At 39.6% G+C, this 26,164-nt stretch carries 18 protein-coding genes; 2 read left to right on the forward strand and 16 right to left on the reverse strand.

Annotated features, from left to right (window positions below; genetic code table 11):
* Positions 1–18 precede the first annotated feature (18 nt).
* From ASE74_RS16515 to ASE74_RS16590, 16 genes are all read right to left on the reverse strand, one after another.
* Positions 19–1,899 carry a RagB/SusD family nutrient uptake outer membrane protein gene (locus ASE74_RS16515; RefSeq protein WP_055911324.1) on the reverse strand — a complete coding sequence of 627 codons (1,881 nt, stop codon included), beginning with the start codon at positions 1,897–1,899 and terminating at the stop codon, positions 19–21.
* 11 nt (positions 1,900–1,910) lie between these two features.
* Positions 1,911–5,054 carry a SusC/RagA family TonB-linked outer membrane protein gene (locus ASE74_RS16520; protein ID WP_082458815.1) on the reverse strand — a complete coding sequence of 1,048 codons (3,144 nt, stop codon included), beginning with the start codon at positions 5,052–5,054 and terminating at the stop codon, positions 1,911–1,913.
* 794 nt (positions 5,055–5,848) lie between these two features.
* Positions 5,849–7,405: a RagB/SusD family nutrient uptake outer membrane protein gene (locus ASE74_RS16525; RefSeq protein WP_055911326.1), complete on the reverse strand. Its 1,557-nt coding sequence runs from the start codon at positions 7,403–7,405 to the stop codon at positions 5,849–5,851.
* Between the two features lie 26 nt (positions 7,406–7,431).
* Positions 7,432–10,626, reverse strand: a complete 3,195-nt coding sequence (locus ASE74_RS16530) for a TonB-dependent receptor (RefSeq protein WP_200912316.1) — start codon at positions 10,624–10,626, stop codon at positions 7,432–7,434.
* Positions 10,627–11,323: 697 nt separating this feature from the next.
* Positions 11,324–13,588 carry a catalase/peroxidase HPI gene (gene katG, locus ASE74_RS16535; RefSeq protein WP_055911331.1) on the reverse strand — a complete coding sequence of 755 codons (2,265 nt, stop codon included), beginning with the start codon at positions 13,586–13,588 and terminating at the stop codon, positions 11,324–11,326.
* 365 nt (positions 13,589–13,953) lie between these two features.
* Positions 13,954–14,871, reverse strand: coding sequence for a DUF4625 domain-containing protein (locus ASE74_RS16540; protein WP_055911333.1), 918 nt, complete (start codon positions 14,869–14,871; stop codon positions 13,954–13,956).
* Positions 14,872–15,122: 251 nt separating this feature from the next.
* Positions 15,123–16,358 carry a hypothetical protein gene (locus tag ASE74_RS16550; RefSeq protein ID WP_055911336.1) on the reverse strand — a complete coding sequence of 412 codons (1,236 nt, stop codon included), beginning with the start codon at positions 16,356–16,358 and terminating at the stop codon, positions 15,123–15,125.
* A gap of 30 nt (positions 16,359–16,388) precedes the next feature.
* Positions 16,389–16,859 (reverse strand): DUF4625 domain-containing protein, encoded by a 471-nt coding sequence (locus tag ASE74_RS16555; protein ID WP_055911338.1) that lies wholly within the window; start codon positions 16,857–16,859, stop codon positions 16,389–16,391.
* A gap of 7 nt (positions 16,860–16,866) precedes the next feature.
* Positions 16,867–19,209 carry a TonB-dependent receptor domain-containing protein gene (locus ASE74_RS16560; protein ID WP_157255470.1) on the reverse strand — a complete coding sequence of 781 codons (2,343 nt, stop codon included), beginning with the start codon at positions 19,207–19,209 and terminating at the stop codon, positions 16,867–16,869.
* 177 nt (positions 19,210–19,386) lie between these two features.
* On the reverse strand, positions 19,387–19,689 hold the full coding sequence (locus tag ASE74_RS16565; RefSeq protein WP_157255457.1) for a hypothetical protein: 303 nt from the start codon (positions 19,687–19,689) through the stop codon (positions 19,387–19,389).
* A 157-nt stretch (positions 19,690–19,846) separates the two neighbouring features.
* The gene (locus tag ASE74_RS16570) at positions 19,847–20,695 is read right to left on the reverse strand and encodes an NAD(P)-dependent oxidoreductase (RefSeq protein WP_055911342.1); all 849 of its coding nucleotides are present in this window, start codon (positions 20,693–20,695) and stop codon (positions 19,847–19,849) included.
* 208 nt (positions 20,696–20,903) lie between these two features.
* Positions 20,904–21,605 carry a cellulase family glycosylhydrolase gene (locus tag ASE74_RS16575; RefSeq protein WP_055911343.1) on the reverse strand — a complete coding sequence of 234 codons (702 nt, stop codon included), beginning with the start codon at positions 21,603–21,605 and terminating at the stop codon, positions 20,904–20,906.
* Positions 21,577–21,855 carry a beta-galactosidase gene (locus ASE74_RS16580; protein ID WP_055911345.1) on the reverse strand — a complete coding sequence of 93 codons (279 nt, stop codon included), beginning with the start codon at positions 21,853–21,855 and terminating at the stop codon, positions 21,577–21,579. Before ASE74_RS16580 ends, ASE74_RS16575 begins: the two co-directional genes overlap by 29 nt.
* A 117-nt stretch (positions 21,856–21,972) precedes the next feature.
* Positions 21,973–23,487 (reverse strand): glycoside hydrolase, encoded by a 1,515-nt coding sequence (locus tag ASE74_RS16585; RefSeq protein ID WP_235526137.1) that lies wholly within the window; start codon positions 23,485–23,487, stop codon positions 21,973–21,975.
* A gap of 170 nt (positions 23,488–23,657) precedes the next feature.
* Positions 23,658–23,873, reverse strand: a complete 216-nt coding sequence (locus ASE74_RS25510) for a hypothetical protein (RefSeq protein WP_369800182.1) — start codon at positions 23,871–23,873, stop codon at positions 23,658–23,660.
* Between the two features lie 3 nt (positions 23,874–23,876).
* Positions 23,877–24,041 carry a hypothetical protein gene (locus tag ASE74_RS16590; protein WP_157255458.1) on the reverse strand — a complete coding sequence of 55 codons (165 nt, stop codon included), beginning with the start codon at positions 24,039–24,041 and terminating at the stop codon, positions 23,877–23,879.
* A gap of 724 nt (positions 24,042–24,765) precedes the next feature.
* On the opposite strand from ASE74_RS16590, the gene folE reads away from it, so the two are divergent.
* Together folE and ASE74_RS16600 are read left to right on the forward strand one after the other, a co-directional pair.
* A complete protein-coding gene (gene folE, locus ASE74_RS16595; RefSeq protein WP_055911355.1) occupies positions 24,766–25,413 on the forward strand; it encodes a GTP cyclohydrolase I FolE in 648 nt (215 codons plus the stop codon).
* Positions 25,410–26,129, forward strand: coding sequence for an SDR family NAD(P)-dependent oxidoreductase (locus ASE74_RS16600; RefSeq protein ID WP_055911357.1), 720 nt, complete (start codon positions 25,410–25,412; stop codon positions 26,127–26,129). The genes folE and ASE74_RS16600 overlap by 4 nt, the downstream gene beginning before the upstream one ends.
* Positions 26,130–26,164: the final 35 nt, after the last annotated feature.

Below are 26,164 nucleotides of genomic sequence, written 5' to 3' on the forward strand. Positions count from 1 at the left end.
TTTATTTAATTTTTTACCCTATTGGATTTTATCTAAAGCGGGCACGTTATTTTCATAACCAGTGTAACCTTTATTTTGATTAATCCGGCCTCCGGTATTAAAACGTTGTGCCGCCGCCGGTACAGGCCAAAGTACATGGTAAGGAGATATTTTAAAGTTTACCCCCAATACGGTTGGCACTTTGTTGCGGTAAAAATCATTTTTCTCCATAATTCTGTCGTAAAAGAAATTATTATCCGAAAATGCTGCCATAGTATACGTTTTACCATTGTATGCCGCTTTTCCTGTTTGCGCAAAAATATAGGCAATACGTGTTAGCTCCGTTTTACGGGGTTCTTCATAGTATAATTCCCTCGCGCGTTCATCGAGTATTGTCCCGATGTTAATTACCGAAGCATCGGTTAACAACGCGGCATTGGCCCTTGATCTTACCTGGTTTATATCGGCCATAGCCAAAGCCAAATTACCCTTCCAATAGTAAGCCTCGGCTCTTAACAGATAGGTTTCGGCCAAACGGAAAATATACCAGTCTGTATTGGTACCACGCGGTGGGGTCCAGTATTTATCAACGGCAAGTGCATTTGTAGAGTTGATAAAGGTTTTATAATGCGGCCAGCCAAAAAAGTGGCGGATGGTATCTAAACCTTTGTTTAAAAACATGTTGTTTACATTTGCAGGCGTTACATCAACCAGTGGTTTACCGTATAATGCCTTTTCGGATGGATTATTTGATGATTTAAGTGCGGGATTGTTGTAAACTAGATCGGTCATGTTCATCCACATGCCTGGTGCATGGCGATAATCAGTATTGTCTGTCCAGATATTTTTAGTGCTGTAAGCGGTGCCACGGTAACGGCCAATTCCTCTACCATACATTAAGGTAAGTGGTATTTCTACATTAACTCCATCAACAATGGCTTGTGTAATGCCAGATGGTGTTTTTAAATTGGCAAAATGCCATGCGGGTACACAGTTACGCATTACCTGCGATCCAAGATCGGTGGCACCGGCAAGGGTTTCTCTATCAATGGTTAAAAAAAGTGCTTCCCGATTTGCAGGAATGGCTTTGTTATCCATGCGGTGCAAATCCCAAACCACATTTTTAGTGGCATCGTTAGCGGTGCTTCCGAAACGGTTACGCATTAAACTGTAGGTACCGCTATTGATTACGTTATTGGCAGAAGTAATGGCAGCATCAAAATCGCCCAGCGCAAGGTTTACCTTGGTTAATAAATGGCTACAGGCACCTTTGGTTACATCTCCCCTATCTACATTGTCTTTTAACCACTTTTCGGCAAACAACAGGTCTTCCTGCATTTTTTTAAGGATTACTTCGCGTTTGGTTGAATAATAATCAAGCTTTGCTGCTGTAATATCTTTCAAGTTCAGGGGCACATCGCCAAACTGATGCACCAAGCGGTAATAATAATATGCCCGGTAAAAATAGGCCGCACTGAGAATGGCATTTTTTTCGGCCTCATCTTTATAGGTTACATTATCGATATAGGTAATTACTGTATTTGCCATGCGTACGCCTCTAAAACCCTCTGTCCAGTAAAATCCAATTCGGTTAAAATCCGGATTATCAAGATTGGCATCCGGCGTAATGCGGGTATCCATATCCTGGGCTTGTGTGGTTTTATCAGTTGTTCCATCTACGGCCACTTCTGAGAAGATTGATTCGGTAACAATTGGCGCCATATCTCCGGTAAACTCGCGCCTTACGTTGGCTCCAATGCCTGCTATAGCAGCTTTCATGGCCGCCACACTGGTTAGGGCAGTTTGAGGTTCAAGTTGTGATAATAACTCTGAATCAAGTCTTGATTTTTTACATCCATTTGCCGATAACAGAATGGCCAGGGCAACAAATGGAATTATTTTTTTATATGTGATTTTCATCTTTGTTGTTTTTAAAGGGTAACATTCAATCCGAAAGTATAAACTCTGGGTGTTGGAACAGGATTTCCATTACCATCTGCAGTTTGCGGGTCCCACTGGTTCCAGTTTGGTGCATATACACCTGCATTGCTTACATTGGCATATATTTTTGCGCTTTGGATTTTGAGTTTCCCAAGGAAATGTTTTGGCAGGCTATAGGCAAGGGCAATGGTATTTAACCTGATGAATGAGCTTTTACGGTAAGCATTAAAACTCACGCCACTTAAACCAGAATTTAAGCGTGCATAATCGTTAATCGGGTTGCTTGGTGTCCAATAAGGTACAACATAAGAACTCGACCGGCCAAAACCCACACTTCCGGGCTGGTTTTTAGTTTGGTTATCGGCCCTCAGCTGACCCCAGCTTGAGATGAGCTGAAAAGAAAAATCGAAGTTTTTATAAATATTAAAATCATTACGGAACGACCAGTTGAATCTTGGGCTTCTATAACCTATAAACTGTTTATCCAGATCGTTATATACATAATTGCCATCTACATCCAATAATTTAAAATCGCCGGGCTTAATGCCTTTATTAAATTTATTTGCTTCGGCCACTTCATTTTCCTGCCAAACGCCTAAAATTTTATACTCCCATATCACATCGATGTCTTTGCCGATAAACCATCCGTTTCCAGGGTCATCATTGGGTGTGGCCAAAGCCACAATTTTATTGCGGTTAAACGAAAAGTTTGCTGTACTGCTCCAGGTAATGTTCCCGCCGGTAAAATTTTTAGTGGTTAAACTCAGTTCAAAGCCTTTGTTGTTAACACGGCCCAAATTGGCGATTACGTTTGCGTAACCACTCACTGATGATAGGCTTTGGCCAATTAAAAGATCTGAGGTTTTCTTATCGTAAAGCTCTAATGAACCGCTGATTCTGTTGTTTAAAAAACCGAAATCCAGGCCAAGGTTTAAAGATTTTGTTTTCTCCCATTCTAAATTTGGATTGCCCAAACGCGGACTGTTTACTACCGTATTTACCTCACCCGCGGTACCGCTTCCATTAACAGACTGGTATTTGCCACCAACCAAAGTTTGGATGGCCACATACGGATCAATTACGTTATTGACATCCCTGATTTCCCTGTTGCCATTTATACCATATGATAAACGTAGTTTTAAAAAGTCGATCCATTTGGCTGATTTCAAAAAGCTTTCTTCACTTACCGTCCATGCTACAGCTGCTGCAGGAAAATTAGCACGTTTTTTAGCTGCTCCAAATGCAGAATATCCATCTCTACGGATAGAACCCGTAAAAGCATACCTTCCTTTGTACGAATAATTTACCCTGGCCAATAATGCATCGCCGGTGTAAACTTTATCATCACTGCTAACCGTAGGTTTGTTACCGCTTTGTATATTGTGGTAACCCAATACATCGGTTGGTGCAAAACCCTCGTTGCTGGCAATGGTATACCAGGTAGAATATTTTTCGCCGTTTACCAGTAGGGTTACATCTACATTATGGTCGGTTCCAAAGGTTTTGTTCCATTTTAACAAGTTATCCAATTGCCAATTATACCTTGTTTCCTGCGCCCTTGAAGCTGAACCTCCGGGTACCACAACATTGGGGTTTTTGGAAGAAAGGTGGTTAAATGTACGGTACTGATCTAAACCCGGACTAAAATTAGCTTGATAAGTAATACCGAAAGGCAATTGCACTTTGGCATAAATGCTTCCAAATAAAGTGCTTTGTTTTTGCAACCTCGAATTATAATTTTGATCGAGAAATGGATTGCGCGCATTAAGACCATTATCATCGGTAGGGATTCTACGCAGAGAACCATCGGCATTGTAAAAATCACCGTAAGGAGATAAATCAGGCAGTTGTGAAAACTGTGCTTCTATTGCACCTTCATCGCGGTCGGCAAATTGCAGGTTCATCCCCAGGGTTAAAAATTTTGCTGCCTTACCTTCGAGATTTAAACGGGTACGGAAGGTGCTGAAACCACCGCCAGCAATAATACTTTCGTTTTTAAGGTAACCTAAAGACATGTAATAGGAAACTTCTTCTTTTTTTCCGCTAAGGCTTAAAGTGTGATCCTGACGCTGGCCGGTTACAAAAAGCATATCATACCAATCGGTTGTTTTGCCAGCAAGATAATTGGCTTTTTCATTGGCCAATAAACCTAAACGGCTTAACCAAAGATCAGTTGGATTTGCAGTTGTTTGTCCGTTTAACCATTGCGCAAGTGTTACCCCTGCTGGTAAATTATTCGGATCGTTATAAATATATGGTGGGTTTACGCCACCACTTCGCTGTACATCGGCCCGCCAGTTTAGAAAACCAGGCCCATCATATACAGGTTGATTTTCGGCCAATGTAGCCATCCCGAAGTTTGTATTTACGGTGATGGTTGGTGCACCACTTTTTCCTTTTTTTGTGGTAATGGCCACCACTCCTGTTGCGGCTTTTGCACCATAAACAGCAAGTGAGCTGGCATCTTTTAAAACATCAACTGATTCGATATCATTCGGATTGATATCGGATAGCTGCCCGATAAAAATCACCCCATCCAGTACAATCAGTGGTGTGGTGGTACCAGTAAGCGTGGTTTTGCCACGCACCAGGAGATCTCCACCACCTTTTGCACTATTGTTAAAACCTACGCTCAAACCCGGTATATTACCACGAAGAATATCGGTAACACTATTGGGATTTTCGTTTTCCAACTGGGTAGCTTTAATGCTTGAAACCGCACCGGTAACATCTTTTTTCTGCGCGGTACCATATCCGATTACCACAACATCATTAAGGCCTTGCGAGCCATCTTCCATTGTAATGTTAACGGTTGTACGGCCATTTACAGCAGTTTCTTGTGTGGTAAAACCAACAAAGGTAAAAATCAGCGTTTGATTGGCTTCGGTAGTTTTGATGCTGTATTTACCGGAAGCATCTGTTAAAGTTCCAATCTGCGTATTTTTTACCCTAACGCTTACTCCCGGAAGTGTAATTCCTTTATTATCTTTAATTGTACCCACAACAGTGGTTTGGGCATAAGCGCTAAAACTCCATATGATAGCCAGGAATGAAAAGGCAAAAATTTTAGCCTTCTCTATGCAGGTGCGCTTGAGGAATGGAAATACCCCTCTTTGTTTGTAAATTTTAGTCATAATTGTAGTTTAAGTAGTGATTATATGTTCCTTATCAAGAAATGGAATATCAGCCAGAGAAAAAATGAATAATACCTGTATAGGGGTACATTTGTGAACTCTTGAACATAGGTGATTTGGTTAGACTTATTTTATCTAATATAAAAATCAGCTGTGTGAGTTGTAAAAACTATAATTGGAATAAGGCTAAAATATGCCTCAGATTGAATTTACAACGATGTAATTAATTTTATTGGTTAGTCTGCGTTGGCTACGTTGAGATAAAAATTATTTATCTGGGAATGCTCGAGCTAGAGTTTTACGTCCTGCTGAACTTGTTTCAGCATCTATTATGGTATAGAATCCTTTAATAAACATAGGATAACAATTGTTAATTAAGAGACTAAACAGCTAAATTTATTAAAGTCTGTGAGGACACAGGCCTTGGGTGTTTTTTTACCGCGATTTACATCATGCTGAACTTGGTTCAGCATATATATTGTTATCGATCCTTCAATAAACTTAGGATAACAATTGTTAAATAAGAGATTGAACAGCTAAAATTTATTAAAGGTCTGTGAGGACACAGACCTTGGGGTGTTTTTTTACCATAAGTTACGTCATGCTGAACTTGGTTCAGCATCTATTAGTGTATAGAATCCTTAGATAAACTCAGGACGACAATTTTAGTTATCTGATTTTTAAATTTGTCACGTTGAGCCTGTCGAAACGCTTAAACCTCATTTTAAACGAGTGCTTCGACAGGCTCACAATGACAATATTATTTTGATTAATTTAACCCTTAACAGGCGGTATTAATAGCCTGGATTTTGTGTCAAATTAGGATTGTTCTTGATTTCTGGTGTAGGTATCGGAAACAGCAAATGTTTGGTTTGCAAAGGTTGGTTAACGCTTTTATTGATGTGGCCAACAAAATTATCGAAGCTATTTGTGCTTTCATTGTAAACCTTGCGCAAACGCAACATATCAAACCAGGTAACGCCTTCGTAACATAGCTCGTGCCAACGTTCTCTCCAAACTGCCTCTTCGAACTGGGTTTGACCCAAGCCTGCCAAATCTGCTAATTGTGCCCTCTTTCTTACTGCATTTACCGCAGCATATGCTGCCGCATTCGGACTACCATCGGCCCTGTTTTGCGCTTCAGCATAAATCAACAAGGTTTCAGCATATCTAATCTGCGGAATATTTAAATCGCTCCTACTGGTTCCTTCTACCCCTAAGGTTCCATTGGCAATTACATCGAAATGTTTAAAAATATAGGGTTTGCCCCGGTTAATCAAAGGAAGTTTAAAACCATCAGTGTAATAATCGGTAAAGAAATAACCTTCTCTATTTTTTGCCCTTAAATCGCCCGCTTCATAAGATGCGTAAAAACTTGCTGTAGGAATAGAAGTTCCAATCCCATCAATTTTAGAAACCAGGGGCTGGTGCAAGGGCAGATAAGACGATTGCAGCGGATTTCCTGTTCCGGCGGCATCATTATACTGAATTTCGAACAAATGCTCTGTTTTATTGTCATTTTTAGCATCATGTAAAGCAGCATAAGTTGGAAACAGGCCAAGTGCCGTTGGATTTGATGTAGCATAATCAATCACTTCTTTTGCCTTATCAGCAGCAAGTTTATAATAAGCTGCACCTTTGTTTAAGGGCTGCCCGGCCATGGTTAAATAAACTTTTGCCAATTCGGTTTTAATGGCAGCAGTAGAAACACGTCCACTTGCATCCATATAAGGTAAACCCGCAGCTTCTGCCAAAACGAGGTCATCCACAATCTGTTTATAAACCTGCTCCTGAGGGGCACGCGAAGGTGAAAAATTAGGATCGTTAGGGCTGGCAATAGGTTTGGTAATCAATGGCACATCACCCCATAAACGCACGAGGTAGAAATAGGCCCAAGCCCTGATAAATGACGCCTCGCCCAAAATCCTTTTTTTCTGTGCGGCATCCATTGGGTTAATACCCGGAACTTTATCCAACACCAGGTTGGTTTGGGCAATAACCTTGTAAAAACCATTCCAGTTTTGATTAACATGAAGATTTGTTCCATCATAAATAAGTGAATACAAATTGTTTAAATCAGAATTTTGTGCCGTTTCGGTAGATTGTATTCCCGTTGGTGCATCAAGCATCTGCCAGTTATTAGAGAAAATTCCGGCACCGTTTCCAATAAACCTGATCTCCGAATAAACAGCGGCAATACCTGCTTCGGCATGCTCTGGCAAAGTGTAAAAACTGTTTGGCGAAAGATTGGTGGGATCGGTTTCATCCAAAAATTTCTTACATCCCGAATTTCCGATGATAGCACCACCCAGCAACAACAGGGCAGCGATATTTTTTATATTTATTTTCATTTTGATATCCTTTCTTTAATTAATGTTTACAATCCAATATTTAAGCCTACCATAAATGTTGTTGGCTTTGGATAATCGAAAAATGTTTGGCCTTGTGCAAATACGTTACCGTAAGTGGTTACCTCCGGATCGTTACCAGTGTATTTGGTGGCCAAGAAGAAATTCTGAACAGAGGCATAAACACGGAGCTTATTTAACCGCAGTTTTTCTAGAAGCGATTTATTAAAGGTATAACCCAGCAAAAGGTTTTTCCCACGGATGAACGAGCCATCTTCTAACCAGTGCGTATCAACATTGGTTACATATCCGGCAGATTGATCTCTGATTGCCGCGATCGGAGTATCCTGATTTTGAGGTGTCCAGGCATCTAATACACTGGCAAAACTGTTGGCCTGTACCTGTCTGTCTTCACCAGAATGGTGCGTCATATTTAACACATCGTTGCCATAAGAATACTGAAGTTCTACAATCAGATCTAAATTTTTATAGCGGAAAGAGTTTGAAAATGATCCCCAGCCTTTTGGCGATCCGTTACCGATAATCTGGCGGTCGGCATCAGTAATGGCATGGTCGCCGTTTACATCCAAGTACTTAATATCGCCCGGCAGCAAAGTTTTACCACCTCGGTAGCTTACATATTTAGCGGCTTCAGCCCTTTCTGCCTCGCTCCAGGTACCTAAACGCACAAGCCCCCAAAACGAACCTACAGGCTCACCAACCCTAATAATACCCGTTTGATTGGTAAAATTAGGATTGCCTACACCAAAAATATCATCGGGTGTGGCCAAAGAAAGTACTTTGTTGCGGTTAAGGGAAATGTTAAAACTGGTTTTCCAGGTAAAATCGTCACTTTGTATGTTAACGGTATTAATACCTAAGTCCAATCCTTTATTTTGCATCGAACCTACATTTTTTCTGATAACCGAATAACCAGAGGTGCGTGGCACAGGGGCATCTAATAACATATCAGTTGTTTTTCTGTAATACAGATCGGCCTCTAAATTAATCCTGTTGTTAAATAAACCCAGTTCCAAACCGGCATCAACCTGTGCTGTTTTTTCCCAAACCAGATCGGGATTGGCCAGCCTGCCGATACCGATACCGGTTACTTTACTATCGTTAATAATGGCTGAATTGTTTACCAGGGTGGCTAATGATTGATAAGCAGGAAGCTCGGAATTACCGCTTAAACCATAACTGGTTCTTAATTTTAAGTTAGAGATTGTTTTGTTTCCTTTAAGAAAATCTTCATCGGAAGCTTTCCATGCCAAGGCCGCAGAAGGGAAAAAGGCGAATTTATGGTTATCTCCGAATTTCGACGATCCATCTACCCTGCCCGTAAAGGTTACCAGGTATTTATCCTTAAATGCATAATTTAACCTTCCAAAATAGGAGTTGAAAGCAGACCTGTTCCGGTTAGAACCAACAGTGATGGATTTACTGCCAGAACCCATGTTGTTGTTGCCATAAAAATCGGTTACAAAATTTTCTGCATGACTGGTGTTGCTAAAGAAATTGGTGGCCTGCCACGAAATACCCAATAACGCATTAATGGCATGCGATTCGGCGAAACGTTTGTTGTAGGTTAAATAATTTTCCAACGACCAGAATGTTTCCCTATCGTTGGTTACGTTTGCCGTACCATTCTGCCCATCAGATATACCATAGAGCTGTTTTGCATTGTATTCATTAATGTTGCGGCTAACTACATTGGCGCCCAGTTGGGTGCGGAATTCGAGGTCTTTACTGAAACTGATTGTAGAATAAATGCTTCCCAAGGCAGTTTGTGTAATCATGCCATATCTTTGATCGGTTAAAATGTGTACCGGATTAGAACCACCTTCTGCCCATGGAATTAACTTATTATCGCCCCATTTGCCATCTGACAGCTTAATCGGAAGAAAAGGAAATGCTTCGGTAATCATACGAACAGAGTTTAAACCGCCTGTTCCCTGATCTACAATGTTTTCATCCTGGTTATTATAACTCAAGTTACCACCAACTTTTAACCAGGGCTTAATTTTACTGTCGAAGTTAAATCTTCCCGAATAACGTTTTAAATAGGAGTTTTTTAATAGTCCTTCATCATCGCGATAGCCTGCAAAAACACCGTAAGTACTGTTTTCATTCCCTCCGGTAAAACCAAGCTGGTGATTTTGTGAGAGTTTGTTCTGTGTAGATTCTTTTAACCAATCGGTATTGTACAATGGGTTTCCATTGCTATCAAAAAACTGCGGCAGGGCAATCCTTGCAGCTTTCGGAACTGGTGTGGAAGCATAGTTTCCTGCCGCCCAACCCACCGGATCGTAAACTTTGATATTATCGTAAGCCAGATCCTGAACCTTTACATATTCGTAAGCATCGAGCATTTTAACATGGTGTGCAGCCAGGGTATTAATTCCAAAATCGGCATCGTAGGTAATCCGTTGCGCATTTGCCGTTCCTTTTTTGGTGGTAATTAAGATTACTCCATTTGCTCCCCTTGCACCATATATAGCTGTGGATGAAGCATCTTTTAATACCTCTACTGATGCAATATCGCTAGGGTTGATGTAATCTATAGCATTACTGTTCTGCGTTTGCGAGCCCACAGGTAAAGCCACACCATCTACCACATAAAGTGGATTATTACTGGTATTGATGGAACTGAAACCACGGATTTTGATATTGGTTTGCCCACCTGGCCTACCCGAGTTGGTATTGACCTGAACACCAGAAATACGCCCGGCTAAGGCTTGGTTTAGGGATGCCGCTGGTCGTTCTTGCAGTTCACTGGCCTTTACCACACCAACAGAGCCCGTTAGATCTGTTTTTTTCACACTACCATAACCAATTACCACAACTTCATCAAGTTTATTGGCTTCGGCAGGTGATAGTTTAATGTTCAGGTTTGCGTCGTTACCTACCGTAACATCTTTATTCTGATAACCAACGTAGGAGAAACGGATTACCTCGCCGGCATTGGCATCGATGCTAAACTTACCGGCCTCGTTGGTTACCGCAGTTTTACCCGAAGTGATGTTTTTAATGCCAACCCCCGGTATGGGCATGTTCTTTTCATCCAATACGGTTCCGGTAATAACTTTTCGATTCTGATTGTGCGCGGTAAGCACATGAAGGCCAGAAAATCCCCTGGATTTTTCGGCACCCGGATTCATCGAAAAAGCAGGACTATTGAGCAAAAAAAGCACAGAAAGCCCTGAAATCTTGAGTAGATTCATTTTCATTAGTTTAGGTTTAGTAAATGGTTAGTTAATAATATTTAATTCAACTGCTGGCAGCTAAAACGTTTTATCGATTTCATCACAAATAACTGACATGCAAATCATTATTTTAATCGGAAAGGCTTTTGATGTAAACAGAACAGTAATGCGATAAATTACCGGAATTGGCTAAATATACACCAGCGTAAATCACAAAGATATACACTGCACAATACAGGGTAAATACTCCTAAGCTCATCATCATATTTGGTTGTGGATAAAACGATTTATCTACCCAATATTAAATATTTTACTACAAAATCAAGAATATAATTTTGACAGGAAATGTCAGTTTAAACGCAGCAGGCAGATTACAGTATGATTACTTTTACAGGGGTTATTTTTTTTGAATAAGTCGCATAAGTTCGAGTAAAAACGTTTATCTGCTAAACTTCATTCCTGAGCTGTTTGATGCCGATTTTCTGATTATCCTTAAGAAATCTATTTAAATTACTGAATTAAGATTTTTTTTTTCGCGGATTTAGTATTGTGCAGCTTAAAAATAACAGCGGCGTTTGTTGCAACCAGTTGCCCATAATAGGGTGAACATGAGTGGAAATAGCATTGGAAGAGCCGTAGTAAAGCTTTCTATAAAAAAAGGGCTATATCATCAATTAAATTGATCATACAGCCCCTTGCACTTATTATTTTAAAGTTATTTCAAATCAAAACGATCTAAATTCATCACTTTGTTCCAGGTGGCCACAAAGTCTTTTATAAATTTACCCTGTGCATCCGAACTTGCATACACTTCGGCAATTGCCCTCAGTTCGGCATTAGATCCAAATACAAGATCGGCACGGGTTGCTGTCCATTTAGGCTGACCAGTTGAACGGCTGCTCCCGATATAAAGTTCTTTGTCTTCGGCAATGGCTTTCCATGCGGTTTCCATATCCAATAGGTTTACAAAGAAATCGTTAGTCAATTTACCTGGAGTAGTGGTTAAAACACCATTTTTGGAACCATCAAAATTGGTATCCAAGGCGCGCAAACCACCTACCAATACGGTTAACTCTGGTGCAGTTAAAGTTAATAACTGAGCTTTATCAATCAAAAATTCTTCTGTTGGAACTGGTGATTTTGAGTTGCGGTAATTGCGGAAACCATCAACAACGGGCTCTAAATAACTGAAAGATTCTATATCGGTTTGTGCTTGGGAGGCATCCATACGACCTGGAGTAAATGGCACTGAAATTGAATATCCGGCAGCTTTTTCTACAGCAGCAGCACCCGCCAATACGATTAAATCGGCTAATGAAACTTTTTTACCATCAACTTGTGCATCATTAAATTCTTTTTGAATACCCTCCAATACATTTAACACCTTTTGCAATTGAACCGGATTATTTACTTTCCAATCTTTTTGAGGCACTAAACGGATACGCGCGCCATTGGCTCCACCACGTTTATCAGAACCACGGAAGGTTGAAGCCGAAGCCCATGCGGTAGAAACCAACTCAGCTATACTCAAGCCAGCATCCAGCACCTTTGTTTTTAAAACCGCAATATCACTGTCATTGATCAACGCGTGGTTAACTGCCGGAATTGGATCTTGCCAAAGCAATTCTTCCTGCGGTACATCCGGACCAAGATAACGGGCTATCGGCCCCATATCGCGGTGTGTTAATTTAAACCAGGCCCTTGCAAAAGCATCAGCAAACTGATCGGGATTTTCTAAAAACCGTCTGGATATTTTTTCATACGCCGGATCGATTCTCAACGCAAGATCGGTGGTAAGCATAGTTGGTAAATGTTTCTTTGTACCGTCAAATGCATCAGGGATAATGGCTTCTGCATTTTTAGCCACCCATTGGTGAGCACCAGCAGGGCTTTTTGTTAATTCCCATTCAAATGCAAAAAGGTTTTCAAAGAAATTATTGCTCCATTGGGTAGGTGTGGTGGTCCAGGTTACTTCAAGTCCGCTGGTAATCGTATCACTACCTTTACCAGATGCATAGCTGTTGTGCCAGCCAAAGCCCTGACTTTCAATACCTGCAGCCTCAGGTTCTTTACCTACATGATCTGCTGAGGCAGCACCATGTGTTTTACCAAAAGTATGGCCACCTGCAATAAGCGCAACTGTTTCTTCATCATCCATAGCCATGCGGCCGAAGGTATCGCGGATATCTTTAGCGGCAAGCACTGGATCAGGATTTCCGTCCGGTCCTTCAGGATTTACATAAATTAATCCCATCTGCACCGCAGCAAGTGGTTTTTCTAAATTGCGTGAATGGATATCGCCATCGGCATCATCATCTGTTACCACTACACCATGTGCTTTACCTGCACCATCTGAACCATGAGCATAACGAAGATCGCCACCTAACCAGGTGGTTTCTGATCCCCAATAAACTGATTCATCTGCTTCCCAAACATCCTCACGTCCACCGGCAAAACCAAAGGTTTTAAAACCCATTGATTCCAAGGCAATATTACCGGTTAAAATCATCAGATCGGCCCATGAAATTTTGTTTCCATATTTCTGTTTAATTGGCCAGAGTAACCTGCGTGCTTTATCAAGACTCACATTATCGGGCCAACTGTTCAAAGGTGCAAAACGTTGTAATCCGGCACCTGCCCCTCCGCGGCCATCGCCCACACGGTACGTGCCGGCGCTATGCCAGGCCATCCGGATAAACAAACCTCCATAGTGCCCAAAATCTGCCGGCCACCAATCTTGTGAATCGGTCATAAGTGCATGAAGATCTGCTTTTAAGGCATCCAAATCAAGGCTTTTAAAGGCTTCGGCATAGTTAAAACTTCCCATAGGATGGGATAAATTAGAATGTTGGCGTAAAATGCTCAACTTTAATTGTTTTGGCCACCAGTCGTTATTCCTGGTGCCGCCACCACCTACATTGCTTTTCATGCTACCGTTGTGAAAAGGGCACTTACTGATATCGTTTGCTTCGTTTTCCATTTATATAATTTGTTTAGTGAAATATTGAACCCATAAAAGAATTATTCGGGATTATATAAATTTAGAGAATTGGAATAACTAATCACAATCATTTAATTCTATAACGGAATAGCTAGAATCTATTATGGTTAAATATCAAGCATTTAAGCTGCTTCAACAATCCATATCAACGAAAATTATACTTCACATTAAACTTTGGAAATAAAAAGAATTATAAAATAATCCACCTTTAAAAATGTTTCATCAAAGGATTAACCTAGTCGATATGTAATATTAATGCAGCTCCTAACAGCATACCTATTAAAAAGGTTATAAGCAACATTAAGGAGATTGAAATATGATAAATGCTATTTTTCTTTTTCAATTTAATAAACAATGGTGATTGGGATGGATTTATAGGTGCTCATATTATAAGTGGTGTTTTTATAAAGAATTACCAGGTTATACTGGCCGGATTCCCATGCTTTTTCGCCGACTATGGGATTTGCATTAGGCTCATTGCCATCTTTTTCTGCACCGATAATTATACTTTCGCCACCATAAATGCCATTAATCTGTTTTAATGTTGATACTTTTGAAGCACTTGGCAAGCCATTATGTGCAACTTTAGCAATCACAATCGTTTTATTTAAATCGAGCTTATCAATTGATTCGGGGAAATAGCTGGCTTTTCTCTTAATTAATACGGTATATAATATTCCATCACCTTTTATGCCGCTTACCTGTGCATGGGCTGTAAATTCGTCACCTTTTTTTAAAATGAGTTCTTGCTCAACGAAGGTATCCATGTAATAAATCATGGCACCATTCCTGGAAAAAATGTCGCGGCCAATTTTTGGATCAACTTCAATACTGGTGGCATCTATAATGGTAAAATCTTCTTTTATTTCCAACTTGGTCCCGTTTTCATCGTACACAGTAAAATAGAAATCGTACTTTCCTTCAGGTGCTTCTGCAGGGATGGTAAAATGTTTGTGTACATTGGTGTTTTTTACGCCATTGTACTGCTCCCAGGCCAGTTCAAACTTCCAGTTTGCGGTATATGTTTGTCCTGCTTTTTGAAGTATTTTAACTTCTACGCTTTTAATTTTATCACCAGCAATTACATCTGCATTTAAATGGAAATCTCTTCCCCTTATGGCTTGCCTGTTATTGGCCGTACCTATTTCAATGTTGGTAGCGGTTGGTGCAGTTATTTCAGGGCTTTTTTCTTTTTTACAACTTGTTGCAAAAACCACCAACAAGATGAGTAAAGTGGTTAGTTTATGTATTGGATTTTTCATTTGAAATGGGTTAAAAAGGCTGTATCATATTTATTGGCTGAGAAAGTTTGTCATCTTGCAGCGGGTTTCAAATTCGTGGGAGACAATTTTATAACAATTGCGACCACGTACGCTTTAAGATGGCTTCTTGCCTCAGCAATGGCGACCGCTCTACGAAACTCAATCCATGACCGCATAATCGATTTGCTTGAAAATTCAACTTTAAAAATCAAGACGGGTTTATAAATATGATACAGCCTTATTTGAAAATATTAATGTTCTGCGCTACTTTCGAAACCAAGCAGGGTTAACCTTACCGGGCGTGCAGTAACCTTATGTTTTATAACTTTTGTAAAATCGGTCAGATCGATTTGGTGAACCTCGCCACTAGCCGGCATCGCTACATAAGCAAACCTTGCTGTAGCTTCTAATACCGGTTTATATGTATCGGCAGCTGCAATAGAGGTAATCACTGTGCCCTCTTTCTTCAAACCACCTGTTAGCAAATCATAAATTCTTAATTTACCATCAAGTGTTAACACCAATAAGTTTTTACCTGCATAATCTACCTTACATTGAAAAGCATCGGCACCTGCATAAATTGGATTGATCTTGTTTGTTGTTAAATCAATTAAATAAGCACCTTTCGCAGCAACATAGCCAATGAATTTTTTGGCACTTTCAGCATATAGAATAGTAGCCAACCGAAATGCACCAAAACCATCAGGATTTGAAATTATACGTTGCGTACCATTTTGTGCCACAACCAAAACACCTCCTGCAGTTGCTGCCGATGTGGTATAAGCACCGAATACAGCATTTTGGCCATCGCTCGCATTACCATGTATTGCACCCACTTCTAAAGTAGACGAATGTATCAACGTACCATTTTTATCGGTTATAATTACCCTTGTAGGCGATACACCCGAAGTTGCGGTTGAAGTGATGGCATAGTTGCCATTGCTAAACTGTGCCATTGCACCATGATGAGGCAGTAAACCAGCATTTACCGTTTTAAACTTTGCGTTTGCCGTATTAAAATCTGCATCATTAGCAACGCTTAAAGTTCCATCGCCATCGTTAAAAATTAAAGATTCATTGTTTTTGCTTTTAAAATGGGTTGGCTTGGTTCCATTTGCTGTGATGGCTGCCCATTTGGCGATTCCGTCTACATCGATATGGTCATCGTGCGATTGCAAACCACTGTCAAATACCTCTACCAAATTCTGCGCTCCGTAAAGTACTGCTGCATATCTGCCAGATGCTGTTCCATAAATATTGGCTAAAGGATATTTACCAGTAAAAGCAGTTATTTTACCCGTAGAGGGTTCTATTTGGGTAAGTACGGGGGAGGTTTCATCAGCTACTAAAACCCTTAAAAATTTATGCTCTTTTAAAACGGCTTCGGGTACCGGTTCTGTAGTATTGTTATCTTTTTTACAAGCGGCAAAACCTGTTGCCAACAGTGCAAATAATAATGCAGTTTTAAGTTTGTTCTGAATTTTCATTTTTTGTATTTTAAATAATTAGATTTTTTATTAATTGATTTTGATGCTTATGCCTTTAAGCGTTTGCCATCCGGTTTTATCGGTTAGCCGAATTAAGAAGTGGTAATCTCCTGCATCTATATTTGCGGGCACAATTATCTCCTGGGCAATATCATAGGTTTTCAAGCCTGATGGAACAGGAAAATCCTTAATAAGCAGAAATGGGTTTACGGGTTGTTTTACAGCACCCAAATTGCAATCATTTACTTCGGTACTATGACTATGGTGATCGAAATTGTGATGCACATCTACACTCACCGAACCCAATTCAACATTATCATTCAGCGTGGCTTTAAAAATAAATTTTTCTCCTTTTTTAATAATGGCACATTGTTGCGGAAAAGCTGATCCTGTTAAATCAATTGATGGATATTCGGTATCGATTTCTTCGGTATCTTTTTTACAGGCAGAAAATACTGTTGCTACAGTGAGCAGTGCGATAAGCAATTGTTTTGTTTTCATTGATTTTTTATTGACGATTAAAATTGAAAGGCAGTTTAACAGAAAGCACCAGGTTACGGCCTTGTTCCGGCAAACCGATTAAGCGATAAAAGCTGGTATGGTTAAGGTATTTTGTATTGAATACATTCTGCAATTGTGCACTGATGTGAAGCGGACGATTGCTGATCTGAATTTTCGTTCCTGCCTGCAAATTGAACAAACTATAACCTGCTGTTTTTCGCTCTGGCGGAACAATGTTGAGCTGTTCGGCGGTGATTCGGTAATCCAAGGAAAAGTACGTAGCTGATGAGCCAACTAGTTTTTGGGGTGCATAGGTTAAATTGACTAACGCAGAAGCTGGCGGAGAAAAGGGCAGTGTATAGCCTTTTTTATCTCCGGATAATTGTTGTGCATATAAATATTCTGCCAAAACTTCGGCACTCCATTGATGTGCAAACTGATACTTAACCTGTATTTCGCCACCATAACGCAACACTTCGCTCTGCGCATACTCGAAAACCTGATTGCCTGCGCCGTAGAAATAATCGTGGGCTGAAGTAGGATTCAGATAAATATAGTTGGGAAAATAATTAAAGAAAGGGCTTAACTTAACTGTCCACTTCTCAGTATTTAAACCGATAGCGAAATCTGCTTGATAAGACTGCTCCGGATTGAGATTCGGATTTCCCTTTTCGTAGCTGAAATAATGGTAATTTACACCATTTGCGCCAAGTTCTTTTGCTATCGGAATGCGGAAGCTCTTTCCAATATTCGCCTTAAATTCAAACTGATCAACATTGTAATTAATCCCCGCCGACCATACGAAACTATTAAAATTCCGGATTAAATTATTGGCCCTAACCAGTTTTCCCCTAGAACCATTTTCCGTTTCAGAAAAGAACCAATCGGTGTACCTCAACAAATTTATTTGTGCCACATCATACCTAATGGCAGCGTGGAGCAATACTTTGTCATTTAGCTTCAACTTATCGTAAGCATAGGCACCTAACCCTTTTTGCTTAAACGCAGGTACTAAAAAACTCCAGCCGTTTATCACATTATTTTGCAACTCACCGTTTATTCCGATTTGCAATTGATGTTTGCCTAAAGTGATCTGATCTTTTGCATTTAAAGCATAAACCTTTTTATCAAATTCTCTTTCCAAATCAATTGGGATATTCATCGCATTCGGATAAACAGGCGGCATATAGCCATGATTTACATAATGATTGTACTCCTGACGGAAATTATGTTGATAACCGAACTCCAGTTCAATATTGTGGCGCTTAACAATCCAGCTGTTTTTATTAATCAGTTTAAAATGAATCACCTGTTGGTATGGCATCAAAATATCGCGTGAGCTGGCATCGTGAACTTCCGCATTAACCCTCCTTGGTTCCAGGCCATGTGCATTGGCAAAAAAACCACTTTTGCTATAGGTATTGCTCAAATAAAATAGGGTTTTGAATTTCGAGGTAATATATCCGGTATTGAAATGAATACCCGTTTCTCTACCAGCAGTATTCCTTAAATGGTTTTTGTGCAAGCCCACAGCAAAATCGTATACATAAAGGCTATCTGTAGGCACACGGTAATCACCATAATTTTGATAAGTAAAGCGACCATCGAAAAACAGCCTTTCTTTCCTTTTGAACAACCGTACTGAAGTGCCGTATAAAGCATTATTTGTTTTACCGATTAAATTTAACTCACCACCAAAACTGTTTGGGGCAGGCAAAACCGGTGCTTTAATATTAATGGCACCGCCAATGGCATCAGAACCGTAAACAAATGACGCAGCACCTTTAATCAGTTCCACTTCCTCTGCCGCAAACTGGTCAATTTCCAATCCATGATCGGCACCCCATTGCTGCCCTTCGTGTTTTATGCCCTTATCAACCACCACCACACGGTTAAAGCCCAAACCCCGTATTAGAGGTTTAGACTGGCCCGAGCCAATTCCGATTGTTTTAATACCTGGCAACCTTTGGAGCGTATTCATTAAACTGCCCCCTAAATGTTGCTGAATAAAATCAGTCCTAACCACTTCAACATTTAACGATTCTTGCCGTCTGCGTTCATCAATGGCTTTACTTTTTACAGTAACCTCGTTCAACAACTGTGAATGGATTGTTAATTTTAAAACCAGATAAACAGCCTTTCCATCAATAACAATGTTTCTTTTAACGGATTGAAAACCTATGGCATTTACCATTAATTCATATTTTCCGTTCGGAAGCTGAAAATTAAACTTGCCCGAAGAATCGCTAACTGCAAAAAAACCAGTATTGATTAATTTAACATTCAGGCCCGCAAGCGGATGCTGAAAATCATCTGTAATTACACCGTTTAAAGGGTGGGTTTGAGCCATTATACCGCAGCAAAAAAATGTGCTAACCAATAGCAGCATAATTTTCTTCATAGGAAAAATATACGCTTACGCGAATTTTTTAGGCAAACCGAATACATTCGGCTAACCGGTAATAAAATTGGAGTGTGGGATTAAATTGCCCTGAAAGGGCATAGATCCTGGCATGAAAACCAGGTTTTAAGAATTGATACTTGGTGGCCCTTTGTTGGTAAAGCCCTGTAAAGTAAATTTATAAAAACCAATGTAATACCTACCTGCAAATTCAGCGGTAGATTTTAAAGGGGGTACTAACTCGAAATGATGTGCATTTAAAATGGGTACAGCGTGATGATGTACCAGGTAATCGCAAACTTGGCAACTTTTAACCCATTTTTGTATGGATGTTTGGCTGTATTGTTTATGATTTGCAAGATGTTCGTGGTGGTGATAAATCTGAAATAATGAGGTGCCAACAAAAAGCATTATTAACCAGATGGCCAAAATGTTTTTTATCTGTTGTTTATATGTAGCTTCCCTTTTCAAATCGCAACAAAATTGCATTAAATAATTCAAGTAACCAAAATAAGGTTAAATTTGAATATAAAAAAACACACAAATAACTGATAATCAGCCAAAAATTCTACTATTTATTACATCATTAAAGATTGTCTTTAGCGATTATACTCCAATCGTTTCCACCATAACCATTAGCAATCCACCTATCCATTTCCGAAATAACGGCTGGTAACACATTTAGTTTTACACCTTCTTCATTTGCTGCCTGCAACATTAAACCAGCATCTTTACGTGCCATATCCAGCTCCCAGGATGGCTTAGTAAAATCGCCCGTAAGTATTTTATTAAACCTGGCCGGTACACCTGCTCCCGGATTCCATGATTCAAATAGCGATGCGATATCAGTAGCAGGTATTGCAAGTGCTTTAGCAAGGGCGAGCACATCAGCCAAGCCTGCGTTTAGTGAAATAAGAAAAAGATTACCCACCAATTTTATGGCTGCTGCTTTTCCCTCTTCTGGTCCGAAATTGATTACTTTGCCGGTCATTTTTGATAATTCGGGCAACCATTTTTCAATTACTTCCTGATTGCCCGATACCAGCATATTACCTGTACTTTCGAGCGCATTTGGTGGCCCCATAAAAACAGGCGCATGCAGGTAAGTAAATCCTTTTGCCTTCCAGGATGCTGTTCTTTCAATAGCACCTTTGGCAGAGGTAGTGGTATGATCAATAATTGTTACGCCTGGTTTAAAGCCGGAGCTTGCAGCTTCCAGAACTTCATCAACCGTACTGTCATCCTTTAACGTAAGGTGAATTACATCTGCATTTTTCACGGCATCAACACTATTGCCGAAAGCTTTCGCCCCGTCATTTTCAAGTGCTTTAGCCTTTGATGATGTCCTGTTCCATACTTGTACCTGATCTCCTTTTTGGAGCATGGCTTTTACAAAATTCGCGCCCAATAGGCCCGTCCCTAAAAATGCTTTCATATACAGGTTTTTTGATAAAGATAATAAATTACAAGTTTTTAAATTAAACTGATGGAAAAATCAATAATTGGAATAATGGACTTAGATGATCTTGATTGAGTATTAAGCCCCCCCTTTAAACACAAACAGCTGCCAGAAATATTTCCAGACAGCTGTTTGCATCATATATTTAGCCAGGCTTTCTGGCCTAAACTACCTTAGGTTTTGATTACAATCCCCAACCATAACGGATTCGGGACACTCCTGATGCGTTTGTTGTGGTTAAGGTAATATTCGTTCCGCTTCCACCTCGCCTTTGAATACTGTAGGTATCATTATCTCTAAGTCCTGGCCAGTATACGCTTGCAACGCGATCATTTCTGAAAACATTGGTTGCACCAACGATGTATGCGATCTCATTATCATTGCCAGCAGCACCTGTATAATTTTTACCGGTAGTCATGGTTGCACCAAATTCGGTAACCACGGTTCGGCTAGCAAAATTACCATAGCGGCTTCTCCAATCTGCCTCCCAACCCGATTGAGTTCTGTTGGCCCAATAAGCATAGTTGTGCAAGGCCAGTAAACAGCTTGAAAAACGGCTATCAGAACCAATCGAATTAACATTTTCGGAGTAACCTGAGCCGTCCAAAATAATTCTTCCTTTGGTTACATTATGATACCGAGAAAGCCATTCGGCATAAATACTCGTTAGTTGGGCAAGTGTATATCCATGAGGCTCATTCATGGGTTCGAAAAATACATTTCCGTTGCTCCCATATTTGTTAACTACAGTTTGCCACACGCACCAAAATTGATTTACATCATCAATGGTTCCATTGCGTGATGAGGCACTTTCCCAATAAGATAAAATTACTTTCATGTTTTTACCCAACGCCTTATCAACGATCTTTTTGGGGTTCGTGTACATTCCAGAATACGTAGGTACCAATGGTATTTAAACCCATAGCTTTGGCCATTTTCATCCTGTCGCGCCATGCCTCACGCGGAATGCGGGGATAATGCATTTCTCCTGAAATGATTTGAAAAGGCTTATCATCAAGGAGAAAAACGGAATCGGCAAGTTTAAAAGTATGCTGCTTTTGTGCAAATGCGCCAAAACTGGCGAAACAGGTAATTAAGATTACGGTAGTGATAAAACGTTTTAAGGTGGTTCTCATTTTAAGTGTTTAAGTAAAAAATCAAAAGCATAGTTTCCCTTATCGATTTATAAATGCTTTTCAGCTCAAACCAAATGGGGAGTTAAAAATTGAGAGCGTTATTAATGATTGTTAAGCCTAATTACTAAGTATTGTGGTGATAGATTTAGCAGGTACACGAACACTTTTAGTATTTTTATATTTTTTAAAAGGTGTTAAATTGTATTCAGTTGAAGTAACATAAGTTTGTACAACACTTTGTTTTTTCCCTTTTACATTCATATCAAGATCGAGATCATTTTCTGTTAAGTTAACCGCAACCGTTACCAGTTTTTTGTCATTTTGATAAGAAGATACAAAAACCTGGTTTGCTTCGCCTTTTACAAAAAGCCGTTTACTGCCTTCGCCAATAAAGCGACTGTAATTACCCAAAGCCCATAACATTTTACTATCGTAAACTTGTCCGTTGGTTTTGTTTTTGTCGATGTAAACCAACCCATCCTTATAATCGCCTGATGATATTGCCAACCACCATTGCCAGGAAGTGGCATTTGACAGTACAAGATCGTGATGAATCAATTTTGCAATAAAAAGTGCCGGGGCAATGCCAAGATCACGTTTTTCGCCCCTCATCAAACTATCTCCCAAAATACAGTATTCAGACATCCAGTACCTCAAACCTTTAATTTTGGCCACTGCTTCGGCAGTTTTTTTCCGGGTGTTGATGAATTTTTGCTCAGGACTTGTGGTAAAATAACTGTGGCCTGAAATCGATTGATCTAAATGTGAAAGGTTCCCAACATAATTTGGGGATGAAGCGTTGAAAAATTGATCAACCTGATTTCCTTTTTCACTATTGCCGTTATTGTATAAATAATCAAGCTGTCCTGCCTCACCGATCTGTATTTTTGTTTTGATCTGATTTGCCGCAAATGCTTTATTTACACCTTTGTAAAGCTGTGCTAATTCTGAATTGGTGTACGGACAGCCTTCCTGATTATGTTCATTCCATTTCCACTGCGGTTCGTTTGCTGGACTTAAATAGGCCAATTCTATTCCTGTTGTCGTTTTTAATCCTTTAATTGTTTCTACCATATCGTTCGAAAATGCATCAAGCTTATCAAAATTGAGGTTGCATTTGCCATCCGTTGAGTAGGCTTTGCCATTCTTAGTAAACCCTACATGCGGACTGTTTACAAAGCCAATAAATTGCTTTACTCCACGTGCTTTTGCTGCTTTCAAAAACCAGGTTTGGCCTGGCATTGCATTCCAGTTGTATTGTCCATCTGGCTGGAGAAAGGATAATTGGCGACGCCATTCGTCGCCAATATCACTTTCCTTATGTTGTGCTGCGCTACCTGCACCGATGCTAAAACGCCACATATTTAAACCAATACCAACGGGTTGGCCGGTATCAGTCATTTTTGAACTAAACAGCAAGTCGGCCATTTTATTCTTTTTTTCGTCAGGCCATAATCCTGCAAACTGACAAGACCATGCATCAGAAGCACCAAAACCTTCAATCGTCTGAAATTGAATTGATGGATCAATTTCGATTTTTACAATTTTACTTTGCGCAATGGCAAATGCATTGTAAAAAAACAAGACAAGAAAAATAAAAAAAGGATTGGTATGCTTTTGTAACCTCATCATTTAAAAAATTATCAAGTAAACCCAGGTGTTTCAACCTGAGATTCTCACAGAACCGTACGTGATGGTCTCCCATCATACGGCTCTTATTATCGTAATTCCATAGTAGGTTTCGAGCCAAATGTCCAATGTGCCAGAACCGTACGTGATGGTCTCCCATCATACGGCTCTTATTATCGTAATTCCATAGTAGGTTTCGAGCCAAATGTCCAATGTGCAAATAAGTTTGGCTTTCGTTTATGTAAACGACTTATCCATTTCATCGCACTGGTCAAACTAACCCTTAACCCTTTGTATTTCCTGATTGCCCAGTTGGCCAGCTTTGAGTTGACCCTACGCAAAAAGTCTTTCAACTTAGCGCTATAGAATTTTCCGTAATAGTTGATCAAACCCTACAATACCGGATTCATTTCTTTGGCAACAGCTTCTATCTCAATACCTGCAATTCGTAGTATTGGCATATTATTCAACTTTTCATTCATTGATTTCATTGCATTGATGCCATAAGTTTTAACTACATAATTTTTGTGACTGATATTTTGGGACGATTTTTCCACGACCTGCCCCTTGATACTACAGACCAGCAATAAAAATTGAATGGTTAAAAAAATGAACCTCATAAAAAGATGGAAAGATTAGCTAATGTACTAAAATTTGGAGAGAATAGATTTTGACAGACGAAATTACAGCTTTCTTTGATTCGCAACACAGGGTTTATTGAATGCGCTAAAATAAACCATTTTGCCATTTCAATTTAGTATAAAATCCTCAGTAAAAAATTGCTTATAGAGGGCTTATCATCACATACAGCTATCCTATTCAAAGTTTATGTTTTTCCTGCATGATTAAACAAATGTAAAACAACAATTTACATAAATAAACATATAATAATATTCACATTATTTTAAAATAGCTACCTTAAAAATGCAAGTCGAATATTAATTAATTAATGATTAATCCATTTGATTTGCCAGTAGTAATAGATTACAAACGCCAGGCTTAGAAAATATACTGTTTTATAAGTATGAAGGGTATCCAGTTTTAAGTTCAATCGTTTCGGAAAATCAGCAAAACAAATCAAAAGCAGATAGAATTGTAAACATTTAGTATAATGGGTTTTAGGTACCGCTCGCCAATTAAATTCAATCGCTATTGAAATATCTCCAAAATTATTAAGTCATTAAACTTTAAAATTTTGACCGAATAGATTTATTATACAAACAATTAGTATATTAATAATCTTTTATATCATAACTTAGTATAAAAATACACCATATAAATATGCCAGACCTTAATCGAGCAGATTACGAAATTGAACCGGAATATTACGAAACGCCTTTAAAAACAAACGCATTTGATATTGATGACGAAACCAAAATCGCCCTCATTTCGGAACATTTTACCAGCATACTTAATATCCTTGGGTTGGATTTAAGAGATGATAGTTTAAAAGGAACACCGGGCAGGATTGCCAAAATGTATGTAAAAGAAATATTCAGTGGATTAAACCCGGCAAATAAGCCTGCGACCACCCTTTTTGAAAACCGTTACCGTTACAGTGAGATGTTGGTAGAAAAAAACATATCTGTGTTTAGTAACTGTGAGCATCATTTTGTGCCCATTACGGGGAAAGCACATGTTGCATATATCAGCAATGGAAAAGTGATCGGTTTATCAAAACTCAACCGAATTGTACAGTACTATTCGAGGCGGCCACAGGTACAGGAAAGACTTACCGTGCAAATTGCCCAGGAAATTAAGCGGGTAATGGATACTGATGATGTAGCGGTTATGATTGATGCCAATCACCACTGTGTATCATCACGAGGAATTCAGGACAGTGGCAGTTCAACAGTGACTACATCCTTTAGTGGAAAATTTAAGGATATGGATACCAGAAATGAATTTTTAAGATATATAGCGCAATGAGATTTAAAGACAAAAACATTCTTATCATCGGGGGAAGTTCAGGGATAGGCCTCGATCTGGTAAAATTATTAGATAGAGAGGGTGCAAATATATATGCGGCATCCAGAAACAGTTCAGAAAGCTGGCCAGCATCAGTACACTACCAAGCGATTGATGTAATGGACAATATCGATGCACTTTCTTCCTTTCTTCCTGATGAGCTACACGGAGTGGTATATAGTGTAGGAAGTATTAACCTCAAACCCTTTGCGCGGGTAAGCGAAAAAGACCTGATAGATGATTTCAGGCTAAATGTTGTGGGCGCTGCACTCGTTGTACAGCTCGCATTAAAATCACTAAAAAATGTTCCTTCAGCGTCAATCGTGTTCATCAGTTCTGTAGCGGCCAGAACAGGAATGGGATTTCACTCAAGCATTGCAGCCTCAAAAGCTGCATTGGAAGGGCTTGCTATATCACTCGCTGCAGAGCTAAGCTCAAACGGAATCAGGGTAAATGTGGTATCGCCCTCGCTAACCAATACTCCACTTGCCTCCAAATTCCTCAATACACCCGATAAAATGGAGGCTTCGGCTAAAAGACATCCGATGGGAAAATACGGTGAGCCTGAAGACATTAGTGCGGCCATTGCCTTTCTTCTTTCGCAAGAAAGCAGCTGGATTACAGGGCAAGTGATTCCAGTAGATGGTGGTATGGGCAGTTTAAGGACTAATTTGTAACCGATTAACAGAAAGTTTAAAACTAGGAGTGCTAT

The sequence above is a fragment of the Pedobacter sp. Leaf216 genome, from assembly GCF_001421515.1.
In the GTDB taxonomy this organism is placed as follows: domain Bacteria; phylum Bacteroidota; class Bacteroidia; order Sphingobacteriales; family Sphingobacteriaceae; genus Pedobacter.

Bases quoted from the DNA above. Each gene is read 5' to 3' on its own strand.
- ASE74_RS16515 (WP_055911324.1), bottom strand. From the start codon at position 1,899: ATGAAAATCACATATAAAAAAATAATTCCATTTGTTGCCCTGGCCATT.
- ASE74_RS16520 (WP_082458815.1), bottom strand. From the start codon at position 5,054: ATGACTAAAATTTACAAACAAAGAGGGGTATTTCCATTCCTCAAGCGC.
- ASE74_RS16525 (WP_055911326.1), bottom strand. From the start codon at position 7,405: ATGAAAATAAATATAAAAAATATCGCTGCCCTGTTGTTGCTGGGTGGT.
- ASE74_RS16530 (WP_200912316.1), bottom strand. From the start codon at position 10,626: ATGAATCTACTCAAGATTTCAGGGCTTTCTGTGCTTTTTTTGCTCAAT.
- katG (WP_055911331.1), bottom strand. From the start codon at position 13,588: ATGGAAAACGAAGCAAACGATATCAGTAAGTGCCCTTTTCACAACGGT.
- ASE74_RS16540 (WP_055911333.1), bottom strand. From the start codon at position 14,871: ATGAAAAATCCAATACATAAACTAACCACTTTACTCATCTTGTTGGTG.
- ASE74_RS16550 (WP_055911336.1), bottom strand. From the start codon at position 16,358: ATGAAAATTCAGAACAAACTTAAAACTGCATTATTATTTGCACTGTTG.
- ASE74_RS16555 (WP_055911338.1), bottom strand. From the start codon at position 16,859: ATGAAAACAAAACAATTGCTTATCGCACTGCTCACTGTAGCAACAGTA.
- ASE74_RS16560 (WP_157255470.1), bottom strand. From the start codon at position 19,209: ATGGCTCAAACCCACCCTTTAAACGGTGTAATTACAGATGATTTTCAG.
- ASE74_RS16570 (WP_055911342.1), bottom strand. From the start codon at position 20,695: ATGAAAGCATTTTTAGGGACGGGCCTATTGGGCGCGAATTTTGTAAAA.
- ASE74_RS16575 (WP_055911343.1), bottom strand. From the start codon at position 21,605: ATGTACACGAACCCCAAAAAGATCGTTGATAAGGCGTTGGGTAAAAAC.
- ASE74_RS16580 (WP_055911345.1), bottom strand. From the start codon at position 21,855: ATGAGAACCACCTTAAAACGTTTTATCACTACCGTAATCTTAATTACC.
- ASE74_RS16585 (WP_235526137.1), bottom strand. From the start codon at position 23,487: ATGATGAGGTTACAAAAGCATACCAATCCTTTTTTTATTTTTCTTGTC.
- folE (WP_055911355.1), top strand. From the start codon at position 24,766: ATGCCAGACCTTAATCGAGCAGATTACGAAATTGAACCGGAATATTAC.
- ASE74_RS16600 (WP_055911357.1), top strand. From the start codon at position 25,410: ATGAGATTTAAAGACAAAAACATTCTTATCATCGGGGGAAGTTCAGGG.